This is a genomic window from Maritimibacter fusiformis, from assembly GCF_008086115.1.
Taxonomy (GTDB): Bacteria; Pseudomonadota; Alphaproteobacteria; order Rhodobacterales; family Rhodobacteraceae; genus Muriiphilus; species Muriiphilus fusiformis.
In genome coordinates, this window is the sequence record NZ_VSIY01000004.1 from 412,180 (window position 1) to 427,417 (window position 15,238).

At 68.0% G+C, this 15,238-nt stretch carries 16 protein-coding genes, 1 tRNA gene and 1 pseudogene; 11 read left to right on the top strand and 7 right to left on the bottom strand.

Annotation, left to right across the window (positions count from 1 at the left end):
• Nucleotide 1: 1 nt before the first annotated feature.
• Nucleotides 2-346 (bottom strand): DUF4440 domain-containing protein, encoded by a 345-nt coding sequence (locus FVF75_RS06070; RefSeq protein ID WP_148377048.1) that lies wholly within the window; start codon nucleotides 344-346, stop codon nucleotides 2-4.
• A 148-nt stretch (nucleotides 347-494) separates the two neighbouring features.
• On the opposite strand from FVF75_RS06070, the gene coaBC reads away from it, so the two are divergent.
• From coaBC to FVF75_RS06090, 4 genes are read left to right on the top strand one after another with little or no spacing between them, the layout of a single operon-like run.
• A complete protein-coding gene (coaBC, locus tag FVF75_RS06075) occupies nucleotides 495-1,691 on the top strand; it encodes a bifunctional phosphopantothenoylcysteine decarboxylase/phosphopantothenate--cysteine ligase CoaBC (protein WP_148377049.1) in 1,197 nt (398 codons plus the stop codon).
• Nucleotides 1,688-2,161, top strand: a complete 474-nt coding sequence (dut, locus tag FVF75_RS06080; protein ID WP_148377050.1) for a dUTP diphosphatase — start codon at nucleotides 1,688-1,690, stop codon at nucleotides 2,159-2,161. The genes coaBC and dut overlap by 4 nt, the downstream gene beginning before the upstream one ends.
• Nucleotides 2,162-2,174: 13 nt before the next feature.
• Nucleotides 2,175-3,224, top strand: coding sequence for a HesA/MoeB/ThiF family protein (locus FVF75_RS06085; RefSeq protein ID WP_148377051.1), 1,050 nt, complete (start codon nucleotides 2,175-2,177; stop codon nucleotides 3,222-3,224).
• Nucleotides 3,221-5,248 (top strand): M3 family metallopeptidase, encoded by a 2,028-nt coding sequence (locus FVF75_RS06090; RefSeq protein ID WP_148377052.1) that lies wholly within the window; start codon nucleotides 3,221-3,223, stop codon nucleotides 5,246-5,248. Before FVF75_RS06085 ends, FVF75_RS06090 begins: the two co-directional genes overlap by 4 nt.
• Before the next feature lie 290 nt (nucleotides 5,249-5,538).
• Here the strand turns inward: FVF75_RS06090 and FVF75_RS06095 are convergent, their stop codons facing one another.
• The 3 genes from FVF75_RS06095 to FVF75_RS06105 are packed head-to-tail and all read right to left on the bottom strand — an operon-like array spanning nucleotide 5,539 to nucleotide 8,286.
• Complete coding sequence (locus FVF75_RS06095; RefSeq protein ID WP_148377053.1) at nucleotides 5,539-6,444, bottom strand: cation diffusion facilitator family transporter; 906 nt, start codon at nucleotides 6,442-6,444, stop codon at nucleotides 5,539-5,541.
• 34 nt (nucleotides 6,445-6,478) lie between these two features.
• A complete protein-coding gene (locus FVF75_RS06100) occupies nucleotides 6,479-7,099 on the bottom strand; it encodes a sulfotransferase family 2 domain-containing protein (protein ID WP_187392985.1) in 621 nt (206 codons plus the stop codon).
• A gap of 23 nt (nucleotides 7,100-7,122) precedes the next feature.
• A complete protein-coding gene (locus tag FVF75_RS06105) occupies nucleotides 7,123-8,286 on the bottom strand; it encodes an alpha-hydroxy acid oxidase (protein WP_148377055.1) in 1,164 nt (387 codons plus the stop codon).
• A gap of 108 nt (nucleotides 8,287-8,394) precedes the next feature.
• Here FVF75_RS06105 and FVF75_RS06110 point away from each other — a divergent pair, with 108 nt between their 5' ends.
• The 3 genes from FVF75_RS06110 to FVF75_RS06120 are packed head-to-tail and all read left to right on the top strand — an operon-like array spanning nucleotide 8,395 to nucleotide 10,034.
• Complete coding sequence (locus FVF75_RS06110; RefSeq protein ID WP_148377056.1) at nucleotides 8,395-9,168, top strand: ZIP family metal transporter; 774 nt, start codon at nucleotides 8,395-8,397, stop codon at nucleotides 9,166-9,168.
• Between the two features lie 45 nt (nucleotides 9,169-9,213).
• The gene (locus tag FVF75_RS06115) at nucleotides 9,214-9,588 is read left to right on the top strand and encodes a hypothetical protein (protein WP_148377057.1); all 375 of its coding nucleotides are present in this window, start codon (nucleotides 9,214-9,216) and stop codon (nucleotides 9,586-9,588) included.
• On the top strand, nucleotides 9,585-10,034 hold the full coding sequence (locus tag FVF75_RS06120) for a MaoC family dehydratase (protein WP_148377058.1): 450 nt from the start codon (nucleotides 9,585-9,587) through the stop codon (nucleotides 10,032-10,034). Before FVF75_RS06115 ends, FVF75_RS06120 begins: the two co-directional genes overlap by 4 nt.
• Here the strand turns inward: FVF75_RS06120 and FVF75_RS06125 are convergent.
• From FVF75_RS06125 to FVF75_RS06135, 3 genes are read right to left on the bottom strand one after another with little or no spacing between them, the layout of a single operon-like run.
• On the bottom strand, nucleotides 10,031-10,654 hold the full coding sequence (locus FVF75_RS06125; protein WP_148377059.1) for a class I SAM-dependent methyltransferase: 624 nt from the start codon (nucleotides 10,652-10,654) through the stop codon (nucleotides 10,031-10,033). The genes FVF75_RS06120 and FVF75_RS06125 overlap by 4 nt on opposite strands.
• 4 nt (nucleotides 10,655-10,658) lie before the next feature.
• Entirely contained in the window at nucleotides 10,659-11,450 is a 792-nt protein-coding gene (trpA, locus tag FVF75_RS06130; protein WP_148377060.1) for a tryptophan synthase subunit alpha, read from the bottom strand.
• Between the two features lie 59 nt (nucleotides 11,451-11,509).
• Nucleotides 11,510-11,926 carry a VOC family protein gene (locus FVF75_RS06135; RefSeq protein ID WP_148377061.1) on the bottom strand — a complete coding sequence of 139 codons (417 nt, stop codon included), beginning with the start codon at nucleotides 11,924-11,926 and terminating at the stop codon, nucleotides 11,510-11,512.
• 91 nt (nucleotides 11,927-12,017) lie between these two features.
• Here FVF75_RS06135 and ychF point away from each other — a divergent pair, with 91 nt between their 5' ends.
• The 4 genes and pseudogenes from ychF to FVF75_RS06155 all read left to right on the top strand — a co-directional run bounded on the left by ychF (nucleotide 12,018) and on the right by FVF75_RS06155 (nucleotide 14,723).
• On the top strand, nucleotides 12,018-13,115 hold the full coding sequence (gene ychF, locus FVF75_RS06140) for a redox-regulated ATPase YchF (protein ID WP_148377062.1): 1,098 nt from the start codon (nucleotides 12,018-12,020) through the stop codon (nucleotides 13,113-13,115).
• 218 nt (nucleotides 13,116-13,333) lie between these two features.
• Nucleotides 13,334-13,603 carry a helix-turn-helix domain-containing protein gene (locus FVF75_RS06145; RefSeq protein WP_148377063.1) on the top strand — a complete coding sequence of 90 codons (270 nt, stop codon included), beginning with the start codon at nucleotides 13,334-13,336 and terminating at the stop codon, nucleotides 13,601-13,603.
• Nucleotides 13,604-13,742: 139 nt separating this feature from the next.
• Nucleotides 13,743-14,623: pseudogene (locus tag FVF75_RS06150) on the top strand (NAD-dependent epimerase/dehydratase family protein).
• Nucleotides 14,624-14,633: 10 nt separating this feature from the next.
• A tRNA-Ser gene (locus FVF75_RS06155) sits at nucleotides 14,634-14,723 on the top strand.
• Nucleotides 14,724-15,238 lie beyond the last annotated feature (515 nt).

Genomic DNA, 15,238 nt, shown 5'->3' on the forward strand with positions numbered 1-15,238 from the left:
TTCAGCCAACCGGCGTCTGCTGATGCGACAGCAAGATCCATTTGCCGTCCCGCCGCACATAGGTGGTGGAGCAAAGCGCCGAATACGGCTCTGCCCCGTCGCGTGATCCTGTGGCCCGATAGGCCAGCACCCGCGTGTCGCCGAGTGCCTGTTCGGTCTGATCCGCAAATTCGACCGCCGCCCATCGAGGCGCCGCTTTCAGACCGTCGAGGATCTCGTCGCCTTTCAGAATGCCGACAGGGTCGGCAAATACCATCTGCGCCTCTGCCGCCATGTTGTCGCGGTAGAACGCGACACCATCCAGCCAGAAGCTTTCTTCGCGTTGCCAGATGTCCTGATCCTGCATCGTGGTCTCCTTTCCTGACCGCGAGTGTGGCGGATGCCGCAGCCTGTGTTCAAGCGGGCAGCGCGGCGGGATTGCGGGGCGACGTCGCAGGGCATTGTCATCACCGGACCACCCCCGTAACACTTGGGCAGCACAGGCGGAGGGCGCAATGCTGGCGGGCAAACGGATACTCCTGATCATCGGCGGCGGGGTCGCCGCGTTCAAATCGCTCAGCCTGATCCGGCTGCTGCGCGAACGCGGCGCCAGCGTGGTGCCGGTGGTGACACGGGCGGGGGCCGAGTTCGTGACCCCCCTGTCGGCCGCGGCGCTGGCCGCCGAGAAGGTCTATACCGACCTTTTCAACCTGACCGACGAGGCCGAGATGGGCCATATCGAGCTGTCGCGTGACGCCGACCTCGTGGTGGTCGCGCCGGCCACGGCGGACCTGTTGGGCAAGATGGCGGCGGGGCTGGCCAACGATCTGGCCTCGACCATCCTGATGGCCACCGACAAGCGCGTGCTGGTCGCGCCCGCGATGAACGTGCGCATGTGGGAGCATCCGGCGACGCAGCGCAATGTCGCCACCCTGACGGGCGACGGCGTGATCTTCGCCGGGCCGGTCGAGGGCGCGATGGCCTGCGGCGAGTTCGGGCCGGGGCGCATGGTCGAGCCGGACGGGATCGTCGGCGCCATCGAGGCCGCACTGGCGGGCGGGCCGCTGGCGGGCAAGCATGTCCTGGTGACCTCCGGCCCGACGCATGAGCCGATTGACCCGGTGCGCTATATCGCCAACCGCTCCTCGGGCGCGCAAGGCACGGCGATCGCGCGCGCGCTGGCGGGGCTGGGGGCGGATGTGACCTTCGTGACCGGCCCGGCCGATGTTGCGCCGCCGCAGGGCGTGCGCGTGGTCGAGGTCGAAAGCGCGCGCGACATGCTGGCGGCGGTCGAGGCAGCACTTCCCGCCGACGCCGCCGTGTTCGCCGCCGCCGTGGCCGACTGGCGGGTCGCCTCGGCCTCGGACCGGAAGATCAAGAAGGACGGGTCGGGCAGCCTGCCGGTGCTGGAGTTCGCCGAGAACCCCGACATCCTGGCCACGGTCGCCCAAATGAAAAAGGGCCGCCCCGGTCTGGTGGTGGGTTTTGCCGCGGAAACCGATGACGTGGTGGAAAACGCCACCGCCAAGCGCGCGCGCAAGGGCTGCGACTGGATCGTCGCCAACGACGTCAGCCCCGCCACCGGCATCATGGGCGGGGCCGAGAACGCCATCACCCTGATCGACGAGACCGGCGCCGAGGCCTGGCCGCGCCTGTCCAAGGCCGAGGTCGCGACCCGGCTGGCCGCGCGCATCGCCGAGGCGTTGGCATGACGGCTGCGCGCCCGGTGGTGAAGGTGCTGCGGCTGCCCGGCTCGGATGCCGATGTGCCGCTGCCGGTCTACGAGACCGCGGGCGCGGCGGGGGCCGACCTACGCGCCAACCTGCCCGAGGAAAACCGGGTGCTGGGCATCATCCTCGGCCCGTCCGAGCGCCGGGCGGTGCCCACCGGCCTCAGCGTCGAGATACCCGAGGGCTTCGAGATGCAGATCCGCCCGCGCTCGGGCCTGGCGCTGAAATACGGCATCACCCTGCTCAACACGCCGGGCACCATCGACTCGGACTATCGCGGGCCGCTGGGGGTGCTTCTGGTCAACCTCTCGCGTGTCTCCTACGTCATCCACCACGGCGACCGGATCGCGCAGGCGGTGGTCTCGCCGGTCGTGCAGGCGCGGTTCGAGACCGCCGAGCGTCTGGGCGAAACCGCGCGCGGCGCGGGCGGGTTCGGGTCCACGGGCAGGTGATGGTGGGGCGCAGATGATCTGGGTGTTTCTGTCGCTGGGGCTGATCTGGGGCATCGGCTGGTGGCTCGAGGTGCCGCAAGGCCGGCGCTGGGTGCTGATGGGCATCCTGATGGCGGCGGTCCTGCTGGCCCACGCGGTATTGCCGCCGGGCCATGCCCTGCCCGCGGCGCTGGGCGGTTCGTTCGCAGGCTGGGCCAGTTTCTTCGGCGCGCTGGCGCTGGTCGCGGCCTATTCGCGCGGGCTGGTGGCGCTGAAGGCACGCGCCAAGGCGCCGGAAACCGCACCGGACGGCCCGTTCACCGACACCGAGCTTGACCGCTACGCCCGCCACATCGTGCTGCGCGAGATCGGCGGGCCGGGGCAGAAGGCGCTGAAGGAGGCGCGGGTGCTGGTCGTCGGGGCCGGCGGGCTGGGGGCGCCGGTGCTGCTTTATCTGGCCGCCGCCGGGGTCGGCACCATCGGGGTGATCGACGACGACGTGGTCGACAACTCGAACCTGCAACGCCAGGTGATCCATCGCGACGCCGATATCGGGATGCCCAAGGTGTTCTCGGCCCGGGCCGCGATGCTGGCGCAGAACCCCAATGTCACGGTGCGCCCCTATCACCGGCGGCTGGACGACGAGATCGCGGCGGACCTGTTTGCCGATTATGACCTGGTGCTGGACGGCACCGACAATCTCGCCACCCGCTACCTGGTCAACCGGGCCGCGGCCAAGCTCGGCAAGCCGGTGATCGGGGCTGCCCTCACGCAATGGGAGGGGCAGGTGTCGATCTGGGACCCGGCGAACGGCGCGCCCTGCTATCAATGCGTGTTTCCCGAGGCGCCCGCGCCGGGGCTCGCGCCCTCCTGCGCCGAGGCGGGCGTGATCGGACCCTTGCCCGGCGTGATGGGCGCGATCATGGCCGTCGAGGCGGTCAAGGAGATCTCCGGCGCGGGGCAGGGGCTGCGCGGGCGGCTGATGCTCTACGACGCGCTCTATGCCGATACGCGGATCATCAAGGTGTCCCCCCGCGCCGATTGCCCGGTCTGCGGCGGGGACGAGGAAAGGACAGCCCCATGACCAACCCCCTGCTGGCCGAGTGGGACACGCCCTTTGCCCTGCCGCCCTTCGAGGCCATTACCGACGCCGATTTCGCCCCGGCCATCGACGCCGGGCTGGCGGCGGCGCGCGATGCCATCGCGGCGATTGCCGACGACCCCGAACCGCCGACATTCGCCAACACCGTCGAGGCGCTGGAACAGGCCGACGCGACGCTGTCGAAGGTACTGGGGGTGTTCTTCGCCGTGGCCGGGGCGGATGCCAACCCGGTGCGCGAGGCGCTGCGGCGCGACTATGCCCCTCGGCTGGCCGCGTTCTCAGCCGAGGTCACCATGAACCCGCAGCTTTTCGCCCGGATCGAGGCGTTGTGGCAGGACCGCGAGGCGCTCGACTTGACCGAGGAACAGGCGCGGGTGCTGATGCTGACCCGGCGCGGCTTTGTCCGGGCGGGGGCGCAACTGGAGGGCGGTGACCGTGACCGGCTGCGGCAGATCCTCGAGCGGTTGTCGGTGCTGGGAACAGAATTCACGCAAAACCTGCTGTCGGATGAGCGAGAATGGGCGCTGCCCTTGTCGGATTCCGATATTGCCGAATTGCCCGCGTTCGTCGCCGAGGCCGCCCGCGCAGCCGGGGACGAGCGCGGCACGGGGCCGGTGGTGACGCTGGCGCGCGCGCTGATCACGCCGTTCCTGACCTTCTGCCCCGACCGCGCGCTGCGCCGAAAAGCCTATGAGGCCTACACCGCGCGGGGTGCCAATGGCGGCGCGACCGACAACCGCGCCATCGCGGCCGAGGTTCTGAAACTGCGCCATGACCGTGCGCGGCTGCTGGGGTATGAGAACTTCGCGGCCTACAAGCTGGAAACCGAGATGGCCAAGACGCCCGAGGCGGTGCGCGACCTTCTGATGCGGGTCTGGAGCCCGGCGCGCACGGCGGCCCGGGCCGACGCCAGGGCGCTGGAGGACATGCTGCACGCCGATGGCATCGACGGGCCGCTGGAGCCATGGGACTGGCACTACTACGCCGAGAGGCGCCGCGCCGCGCTGCACGATCTCGACGAGGGCGAAATCAAGCCCTACCTGCAACTCGACCGGATGATCCTGGCGGCTTTCGACGTGGCGCACCGGCTGTTCGGGCTGGAGTTCCGCCCGCTCGACGTGCCGCTCTACCACCCCGATGTGCGCGCCTGGGAGGTGACCCGCGACGGGCAGCACATGGCGGTGTTTCTGGGCGACTATTTCGCGCGCGGCTCGAAACGCTCGGGCGCCTGGTGCACCACGATGCGGCCGCAGAAAAAGCTGGGCGGCGAGGTGCGGCCCATTGTCGTGAACGTCTGCAACTTCTCGCGGCCGCGCAGCGGGCAACCGGCGCTTCTGGGCTGGGACGACGCGCGCACGCTGTTTCACGAGTTCGGACATGCGCTGCACAACATCCTGTCCGATGTCACCTATGCCTCGATCGCGGGCACCTCGGTGGCGCGCGATTTCGTGGAACTGCCAAGCCAGCTGTTCGAGCACTGGCTGGAGGTGCCCGAGGTGCTGGGCACCTTCGCCACCCACGCCGAGACCGGCGCGCCGATGCCCGCCGACATGGTCGACAAGCTGATCGGGGCGGCGACCTACGACATGGGGTTCCAGACGGTCGAATACCTCGCCTCGGCGCTGGTCGACCTGGGCTTTCACGACGGCCCGCCGCCCGCCGACCCGATGCAGAAACAGGCCGAGGTGCTGGAAGACATCGACATGCCGCGCGCCATCAGGATGCGCCACGCCACGCCGCATTTCGCGCATGTCTTTGCCGGTGACGGCTATGCCGCGGGCTATTACAGCTACATGTGGTCCGAGGTGATGGACGCCGACGCCTTCGCCGCCTTCGACGAGGCGGGCGATGCCTTCGACGCGGCGACGGCGGCGCGGCTGGAACGCTTCATCCTGTCGGCCGGCAGCCGTCAGGACGAGGCCCGGGCCTATGTCGATTTTCGCGGCGGCCTGCCCGGGGTCGAGGCACTGTTGAAGGGACGGGGGTTGGTGGAGGACCCGGCCTGAACAGGGCTTCGGCCCCGCGCGGGGTGTCTCCCGGCAGAGTGTCTGCGTTCTCATCGCTCACATACTCACAAGGGGTAAAGTGGCGGGCCCGCCTTGGGGCAAGTGTTCCTTCGCCGGGCGCAGAGCCTCGCCTGCACCTTCATCAGGTGGTCTTAGGTGTCCCGGCTGCCTCTTGTCCGGTTTGCTAGGCCGGAGTCGAGGCACGGATACCACTTTCGTGCACGGGAAGCGTTATCGCAGGAAAAGGTTAACGCCTGCGAAACCATGCGTGCGCTGCATGGCCCACAGGGCTACTTGCGGGACGGATCGTCCGGGTGCGGCTTCACCCCGACCGGGTCCTTGTGGATGATCACGTCGGTGTTGGGATAGGCGCGCAGGATCGCACGGCGCAGGGCCGCGCCGGTGGCGTGGGCGGCGTCGAGGGTCTGGCTGCCGTCAAGCTCGACATGCAGGTTGACGAAGGTGATCGACCCGGCGGTGCGCGTCTTGAGGTCGTGATAGCCCTCGACCCCGGGCCAACTGGCGGCGATCTTCTCGATCCCGGCGACAAGCTCCGGGTCGGCGGTGCGGTCCATCAGCGCGTCCCAGGCGCCCTTGAAGATCCTGAGCGCCCCGAACGCCAGCATCGCCGCGGCCCCCAGCGCCACCACGCTGTCGATCTGTTCCAGCCCGAACGCCGCCGAGGCCCAGAGCGACAGGATCGCCCCCAGCGCCGGGATCAGATCGCCCACGTAATGCAGGCTGTCGGCACGCACCACCTTCGATCCGGTGCGCCGCGCCACCCGGCGCTGCCACAGAACCAGCGCGCCGGTCAGTGCGATCGAGGCCAGCATCACCCCCATGCCCCGGCCCTGGTTGGCGATGGCGACGGGGTCGTCGGCCACCAGCCGCGCCACCGCCGCCCAGCCGATCACGCCTGACGATACCAGGATGAACAGCGACTGGCCGAGGGCGGCGAGGTCTTCGGCAGAGGAATGGCCGAAAGCGTGGTCTTCGTCGGCGGGGCGCGCGGCGTAGACGATGGCGATCAGCCCGCCCAGCGACATCATCAGGTCAAGCGCGCTGTCGGCCAGGCTGGCCGCCACCGACAGTGCGCCGGTTTCGCCCAGTGCCCAGAGCTTCAACCCGACCAGCACCAGCGCGACGCTGACCGAGGCCAGCCCGGCGGATAGGTTCAGATGCTTGTCCTGTGCCATGACGGGGCCTTTCCGGCTGGTGGCGGGGCGGGGATCAGACGCCCGGCGAATGTAGATGACCGCGGGCGCTGACCTGCCGCCACAGCGCCGCCTCGCGCGGGCGCGCGCGCGCCACCTTGTCGCGCAGTTCGTCGGGCACTTCAACCGGCGCGGCCCTGGAGACATTGACCCGCGAAAACGAGATCGGCATCGCGAAACGGTCGGTCAGGAAGGCGGCCAGGATGTCCTGCCGGTCGTATTGAAAGACATGCGTAACCTGCGGGCGGTCGTGATGGTCCATCAGGAAACGGTCCTGCCGCCCGATGCCCTCGAAACGGGGATCGTCGGCCAGCACCGCCGCGACGAAATCGGCGAACTCCATTCCGGTGGTGCTGTCGGGGGCGCCCGGCACCGGGGGGCGTTGCAGGTAGCGATACCAGCTGACCAGCCGGTCCACCGGCTCGCGCATCACCGCTGCGGTCTCGACCTGCCAGGGAAAGGCGGTTTTCAGGTGGTTGCGGGCGCGGGCGTTGAAAGTGCCGATGTTCATGTGGCGCAGGTGCGGCGGATCGTGAACCTCGATGGTGGCAAAGCCGCGCAGGGCATGCGCCACCGCCGATGATCCCGTCTTGGGCACTTCGAGGAACACCAGTCTTTCGCGGTGAAAATAGAGCACCCTGGCCTCGGTTTCCTCGCTGTCTAGTCCCAGTCGCCGGAAAAGCCGCGCGGCACCCGCAGGATGTCGCGGCTGACGTTCTTGATGTCGCGATGCCCGCAGAAGGCCATCGACAGGTCAAGCTCGCGGTGGATGACCTCGAGCGCGCGGGTCACGCCGGCCTCGCCCATCGCGCCGAGGCCGTAGATATAGGCGCGCCCGATGAAGGTGCCCCTGGCCCCCATCGCCACCGCCTTGAGCACGTCCTGACCCGAGCGGATGCCGCTGTCGAGATGCACCTCGACCTTGTCGCCGACGGCCTCGAGGATCGGCTCCAGCGCGCGGATCGAGCTGATTGCGCCGTCAAGCTGGCGGCCGCCGTGGTTCGACACGATGATGGCGTCGGCGCCGATTTTCGCGGCCATGCGCGCGTCTTCGGGCTCCATCACGCCCTTGAGGATCAGCTTGCCGCCCCACATGTCGCGGATCTGCTCGATCTGTTTCCAGTCGAGCTTGGGGTCGAACTGCTCGGCGGTCCAGGCCATCAGGTCGGAGGGGTCGCTGACCCCCTTGGCGTGGCCGACGATATTGCCGAACTGGCGCCGCCTGGTGCCCAGCATCCCCAGACCCCAGCGCCATTTGGTCGACAGGTTGATCATGTTGGCCAGCGTCGGTTTCGGCGGCGCCGACAGGCCGTTCTTGATGTCCTTGTGGCGCTGGCCGAGGATCTGAAGGTCGAGCGTCACCACCAGTGCCGACACCCCCGCATCCTTGGCGCGCTGGATGATGCGGGCCAGGAAATCCTGATCGCGCATCACGTAAAGCTGGAACCAGAACGGCTTGGAGGTGTGTTCGGCCACGTCCTCGATCGAACAGATCGACATGGTGGTGAGGGTGAAGGGCACGCCGAATTTCTCGGCGGCGCGGGCTGCCTTGATCTCGCCGTCGGCGTGCTGCATCCCGGTCATCCCGACCGGCGCCAGCGCCACCGGCATCGCCACGTCCTCGCCGATCATTTTCGTCGCCGTGGTGCGGTTCGTCATGTCGACCGCGACGCGCTGGCGCAGGCGGATCAGGTCGAAGTCAGACGAGTTCTCGCGAAAGGTCTGTTCCGTCCAGCTGCCGCTTTCGCAATAGTCGTGGAACATCCTTGGGACGCGGCGGCGGTAGATGCGGTAGAGGTCGTCGATATTGGTGATCACGGGCATCAAGGCTCTCCGGCTGGCGCGAGATAGCTAGCAAGGGCTGGCGGGCGTGTCCATAAGCCTCGTTTGCCGGGTCTTGCACTTGCCGCGCGCCGGGTTCAAACAGCCGCCATGAGCATCGTCCTGATGGGATTCCTGGCAAGCCTCGGCGCCGGTCTGATGACCGCCGTGGGGGCATTGCCCGTGCTGTTCGGGCGGTCGATCTCGCGCCGGGCGTCGGACACGCTGTTGGGCTTTGCCGCCGGGGTGATGATCTCGGCCTCGTTCTTCTCGCTGATCATACCTGGGATCGAGGCGGCAGAGGCGCATTACGGCTCGATCGTCGCGGCGGCCTTCGTGGCGGCGGGGGGCATCGCGCTGGGGGCCATCGCGGTGGCCTTGATGAACGAGACCCTGCCGCATGAACATTTCGTCGAGGGGCCGGAAGGCGCCGACCCCGGTGCGCTGTCGAAGATCTGGCTGTTCGTGATCGCCATCACCATCCACAACTTTCCCGAGGGCATGGCGGTGGGTGTCGGGTTCGGCGGCGGCAATGTCACCAACGGGCTGTCGCTGGCCATCGGCATCGGCTTGCAGAACGCGCCCGAGGGGCTGGCGGTGGCGGTGGCGCTGCGCGGGCTGGGCTATTCCAAGGGGCGCAGTTTCCTCATCGCCATGCTGACCGGGCTGATCGAGCCGCTGGGCGGGCTGATCGGGGCGGCGGCGGTGACGCTGGCCGAGGTCATGCTGCCCTGGGGGCTGGCATTCGCGGCGGGCGCGATGCTCTATATCATCTCGCACGAGATCATTCCCGAAACCCACCGCCACGGGCACCAGAACCGGGCGACGGCGGGGCTGATCTTCGGATTGATCCTGATGATGCTGCTCGACGTGATCCTGGGCTGAGGGAAAACGCTTGGCGCATGGTCCGGTGTCTGACAAGCTGCGGCCATGACACGGCGGGTTTTGTGGATCGGATTGGGCCTTTGGGCGTTGGCGTTCGCCGCCTCGTTCATCGTCACCGGCCTGACCGATCCGACCGGCGACGGCTTTACCCGCGGGCTGAACCGCGTGACGACGTTTCTGGGCTGGCAGGTCGCGGCGGGGCTGATCGGGATCGTGCTCTGGGTGGTCGGCAACGGGCTGGACAAGGGCACGTGGCCGCGCCGGCTGAGCCGGGCGCCGGCGCTGGTGTTCGGGCTTCTGGTGGCGGCGATCGTGGGGCTGATCCTCTATGCCAACCTGTCCCGCCCTGCGCCGGTCCAGGTGCCGCCGGCCAAACCCCCGACCGCGCAACCCGCCGAACCGACCGTGCCGGTCCAATGACCACGCAGCGGTATTTCGAGGATCTGCCGGTCGGCTTTCGCTTTTCGACCGGCGCGGCGGTGGTGGATCGTGACGCGATCGTCGCCTTCGCGCGGGACTGGGACCCGCAGTCGTTCCACCTTGACGACGATGCGGCGGCGGCATCGCATTTCGGCGGGCTGATCGCCTCGGGCTGGCAGACGCTGCTGATTGCCTTCAACCTGTCGCTGCGGGCCGGGGTCTGGGACGAAGCCTCGATGGGCGCGTCGGGCCTCGACGAGGTGCGCTGGCTCAGGCCGGTGTTTCCCGGCGACCGGCTGCATGTCGAGGCGGAAGTGCTTGCCGCCGAACGCTCGGCCTCGCGCCCCGACCGGGGCCGGGTGCGCATCCGGCACGAGGTGGTGAACCAGTCGGGCGAAGTCGTGGCGAGCTATATCGGCAACCACCTGATCGCGGCACGGGCCTAGGCGATCCGCTCGAACAGATAGGCGAAGGCCGGAACCGTGTAGGCGACGCCCCGGTTGCTGGCATGCAGGCTTTCGCGGCTGATCGGGGTCGGCTTTTTCGGCACAAGGAAGCGGTCGAGCCGGTCGTGGGGCACCCGGTAGCCGCCACCGCCGGACAGCACCGCGCCCGACAGCCGATAGCGCGCATCGAGCGCGGCCATCGCCGCGTCGCCGTGGCTGGGATTGACCAGCAGCGTGCCGCCGGGTTTCAGAAACCGCGTGCAGGCCTCTGAAACGAACCCGGCATAGAGCGAGATCAAGAGGTCGAAGCCCTGTTCGGGCAGGTCGAGCGCGTTGTAGTCCGCGTGGATGAACCGAACCCGCCGCGTCGCCGGGTCGATGCCGTTCTCGGCGATGATCCCGGCAGTTCCTTCGGTGTCCGCGAAGAACGCGGCGGCGCGCTTGTCGATGTCGGCATAGGTCACGTCGGGAAAGGCGAACGAGGCGGCGATATCGACGAAGCAGCCGGGATAGAGCACCCGCCGGGCCGCGACCGCACCCGCCACCGCCGCGAACAGACGCGCGCGGTCGCCCTTGTGCTGGTCCTGCTTGTCCCAGAGCGCGCGGGTGGTCGCCTGCATCGGGTCAGGCGCGGTGCGCGCCGTCGGCCAGGCCGCGCACGAAGTCGAGCACTTCGGGCACCGATTTGCCCTTGCCGATCAGATCGACGATGGCCGAGCCGACCACGGCACCGTCCGCCACGCGGGCAATCGCCTCGCTGGTCTCGGGGGTTCGGATGCCGAAGCCGACGATCACCGGAAGGTCGGTTTTCGCCTTGATCCGCGCGACCTCGGGGGCAACGTCGCCCGCCTCGGCGGCCGCCGCCCCGGTGATGCCGGTGATCGAGACGTAATAGACGAACCCCGAGGTGTTGGTCAGCACCTTGGGCAGGCGCTTGTCGTCGGTCGTCGGCGTGGCGAGGCGGATGAAGTTCAGCCCCGCCTTCTGCGCCGGGATGCACAATTCGTCGTCTTCCTCGGGCGGCAGGTCGACCACGATCAGCCCGTCGATCCCGGCGGCGCTGGCGTCGGTCAGGAACTTGTCCACGCCGCGATTGTAGATCGGGTTGTAATAGCCCATCAGCACGATCGGCGTGGTGTCGTCGGTCTTGCGAAACGCCGCCGCCATGTCGAGGGTCTTTTGCAGCGTCTGCCCGGCGGCCAGCGCGCGCTGACCGGCAAGCTGGATGGTCGGGCCGTCCGCCATCGGGTCGGTGAAGGGCAGGCCAAGCTCGATCACGTCGACGCCTGCGGCAGGCAGGCCCTGCATGATCGCAAGCGAGGTGTCGTAATCCGGGTCTCCGGCCATGATGTAGGAGACGAAGGCCTTTTTGCCCTGGTCCTTCAGCGCGGCGAATTTGGCGTCGATGCGAGTCATCCCGGTTCCCTTTCTCGGTCGCGCCGGGTGTGCGACATGGGGCGGGGAAAATCAATGGCTCAGGCGTCCTTGCCGTCGCTCATCACCATCCAGCGGATGCCGAAGCGGTCGGTGAAGGCGCTGAACAGCGACGCGAAGAACGCAGGCTCCAGCGGCTGGCGCACCTCGCCGCCCTCGGACAGGGCGTCAAAGACCCGGCGGGTCTCGGCGTCGGTCGGAAGCGTCACGCTGACGTTGCAGCCATCCATCCTTGGGGTGTCGCCGGAGGGATCGTCGCTGGCGTAGATCCAGCCTTCGCCGACCTGCAACGCCGCGTGCATGACCATGTCGGCAGGCACGCCGGGCATTTCGGCGCGGGCCTCGTCGGGCATGTCGGCAAAGCTCATGATCTCGGGGGTGGTGGCGAAGACCTTGCCGTAATGGGTTATCGCCTCGCGGCAGGTGTCCTTGAAGAAAAGGTAGATGATCGGTTGCATTGCGTCTCTCCTGTTGCCGCTCAAAGCTACCACGCTTGCGCGCCACCGCCCAACCCCATAGAAGGCGCCGGAACCGGATCAGGAGGTCAGGATGGGTTTCAAGGTCGGGATCGTGGGGCTGCCCAATGTCGGCAAATCGACGCTGTTCAACGCGCTGACGCGCACCGCCGCGGCGCAGGCGGCGAACTTTCCGTTCTGCACCATCGAGCCCAACGTGGGCGAGGTGGCGATGCCCGATCCGCGGCTGGACAAGCTGGCGGCGATTGCCGGGTCGAAGGAGATCATCCCGACGCGGATGACCTTTGTAGACATTGCCGGGCTGGTCAAAGGCGCGTCCAAGGGCGAGGGGCTGGGCAACCAGTTCCTGGCCAACATCCGCGAGGTTGACGCCATCGCGCATGTGCTGCGCTGTTTCGAGGACGGCGATGTCACCCATGTCGAGGGCCGGGTCGACCCGGTGGCCGATGCCGAGACCATCGAGACCGAGTTGATGATCGCCGACATGGAATCGATCGAGCGGCGCTTGCAGAACCTGGTGCGCAAGGTGCGCGGCGGCGACAAGGAGGCGGTGGCGCAGGAGCGGCTCTTGAAGCTGGCGCTGGCGGCGCTGGAGGCCGGGCGACCGGCGCGCACGGTCGAGGTGGCCGACGAGGACCGCAAGGCCTGGCGCGGGTTGCAATTGCTGACCTCGAAAAAAGTGCTTTACGTCTGCAACGTCAGCGAGGACGACGCCGCCACCGGCAACGACCATTCGCGCGCGGTCGAGAAGATGGCGGCGGAGCAGGGCGCGGGCGTGGTGGTGATCTCGGCGAAGATCGAGGAGGAGATCAGCCAGCTCGACCCCGAGGAGCAGGCGGTGTTCCTTGAGGAGCTGGGGCTGAAGGAGGCGGGACTCGACCGGATGATCAAGGCGGGCTACGAGCTTTTGCACCTCGAGACCTATTTCACCGTCGGCCCCAAGGAAGCGCGCGCCTGGACGATCCGCAAGGGCACGCTGGCGCCGGCGGCGGCGGGGGTGATCCACGGCGATTTCGAACGCGGCTTCATCCGCGCCGAGACCATCGCCTATGACGATTTCGTCAGCCTGGGCGGTGAGCAGGCGGCCAAGGAGGCGGGCAAGATGCGCGCCGAGGGCAAGAGCTATGTCGTCAAGGATGGCGACGTGCTGCACTTCCTGTTCAACGCCTGACCGGGGCGGATTTGCCGGATTCGGCGGTTCGTGCTAGCCTCTGGCCATGACCGGCAGGACATGACCCCGCAAGACCCCGCCTCGCGCCCGTTCAGGGTGCGTCGCGCCGGGCTGTTCTGCGGCTTTCCTCAACGGGGTTTCGGCGTGACGCGGCCAGGGCTGCACCCTTCGGCGTGCGCAGGCTCCAACACAGGCCGTCAGAGCCGACAGGAGCAGACATGACCAACGCCACCGCCCGGGTAGCCCCCGACAACGACAGTGCGACCGGTGCCGACCCCGATACCGGCCCGGTGCTTCCGACCGACCCGAAACCGGTGCGCGAGAAGGCCGGGCTGACATCCGAGGAGATGGCCGGGCTGATGGGGATGAGCCGCAATGGCTACGAGGCCTGGGAAAACGGCGCCCGCCGCCCCGGCGGGCCGGCGTTTCGCCTGCTCCGCCTGATCTCCGACGATCCGGCCCGCGTCATCGCCGCACTGGGCGGCTGAGGCGCGCAGGCGCAACCCGCCACGACGCCCGACCGCCATCGACCGCGCTGAGGCGGGACGATCCTGCGTGATCACGCCCGCCGCGAGCCTGTTGCGCGCGGTGCGGGGAGATGACCGGGTCACGATCGTCGACAGCTTCGTGACCGGGCGGCGGGATGGGCTGGCCCGGTCCAACCGCCTGGATGTGGTCGAACATGACGTGATCCGGCCCCTGCCCGAGAGCCTCGGCCCGGCCGATCTGGTCTATAACCTCGCCTGCCCGGCCTCGCCGGTGCAATACCAGGCCGATCCGCTGCACACCTGGCGCAGCTCGGTCTATGGCACCGACAACCTGCTGGCGTTTGCGCGCCGGGCGGGGCGCGTTTCGTGCAGGCCTCGACCAGCGAGGTCTACGGCGACCCCGACATCAGCCCGCAGCCCGAGAGCTATCCCGGCCGGGTGAATGTCGCCGGGCCGCGCGCCTGCTATGACGAGGGCAAGCGCGCCGCCGAGGCGCTGATCCACGACATGATCCGGGTGCATGGTCTCGACGCCCGCACCGCGCGCATCTTCAACACCTACGGGCCGGGGATGCGGGCCGATGACGGGCGGGCCGTGGCGACCTTTGTCGGGCAGGCACAGACGGGCCAGCCGCTCAGCGTGTTCGGCGACGGTCGGCAGACCCGCAGCTTCTGCCACGTCACCGACATGGTGCGCGGGCTGGTCGCGCTGGGCATGCGCGACGGGCTGGGGGGACTGGTGGTGAACCTCGGCTCGGACGACGAGATCAGCATCCTCGACCTGGCCCGGATGGTGGCCCGCATCGCCGGCGTTGAGCTGAAGATCGCGCCCGCCGACCTGCCGGTCGACGACCCGAAACAACGCCGCCCCGACCTCACCCGCGCCCGCGAGGCGCTGGACTGGGCCGTGACGGTGCCGCTCGCCGATGGCCTGCGCGAAATGCTGGCATCCCCCAAAGGCCACACGGCAATCCGCACCCGACAGGCATTTGCCCTTGTCCCCCGATCCCGGGGACAGTAAACGGGTCGACGGAGACGTGGCCGAGTGGTCGAAGGCGCTCCCCTGCTAAGGGAGTAGGCGGGAAACCGTCTCGAGGGTTCGAATCCCTTCGTCTCCGCCACTCAACATTGATTTCGTTGAGAAATTTGGATCTTGCTCCATAGGAGCACTAATTCAGCACTAAATTTTTGTTTGCTCGTTGGTCCGGTGCGCGGTTCGTTTGGAGCGTGCACGATGCCCGGCAGTGGCTGTCCGAATGGCGATGGTCCAGCGTGACGACAGCAATGGTGGCCGGAGTTCACCCGCGGACGTGGAACCGGCGTTCGACTCCACATCGGACCCCGCCCCCCCGGCCTAACCCGAGCACGCTGGGTTTCTCGTTATCCCTAGGCCACACAAAGAGCAGATTTCCCCAGCCTTTTCTCCATTCTGTCAAATGAGACGATGGCGCCGATACCCCAAAGGCAGCTTTCGGTGCATCCAGAATCTTCCATCGATAACCAAACGAGGACGCAGAGCCATCTAAGGCGGTGTCCCTCTGGCATCACGGGTTGCGGCGTTCCGACTCTGTTGCCAAGTTGTCACTTCGTCTCTTATTAAACATTGCGATTGCTGAATTCGTGCGGCGCAACTTTT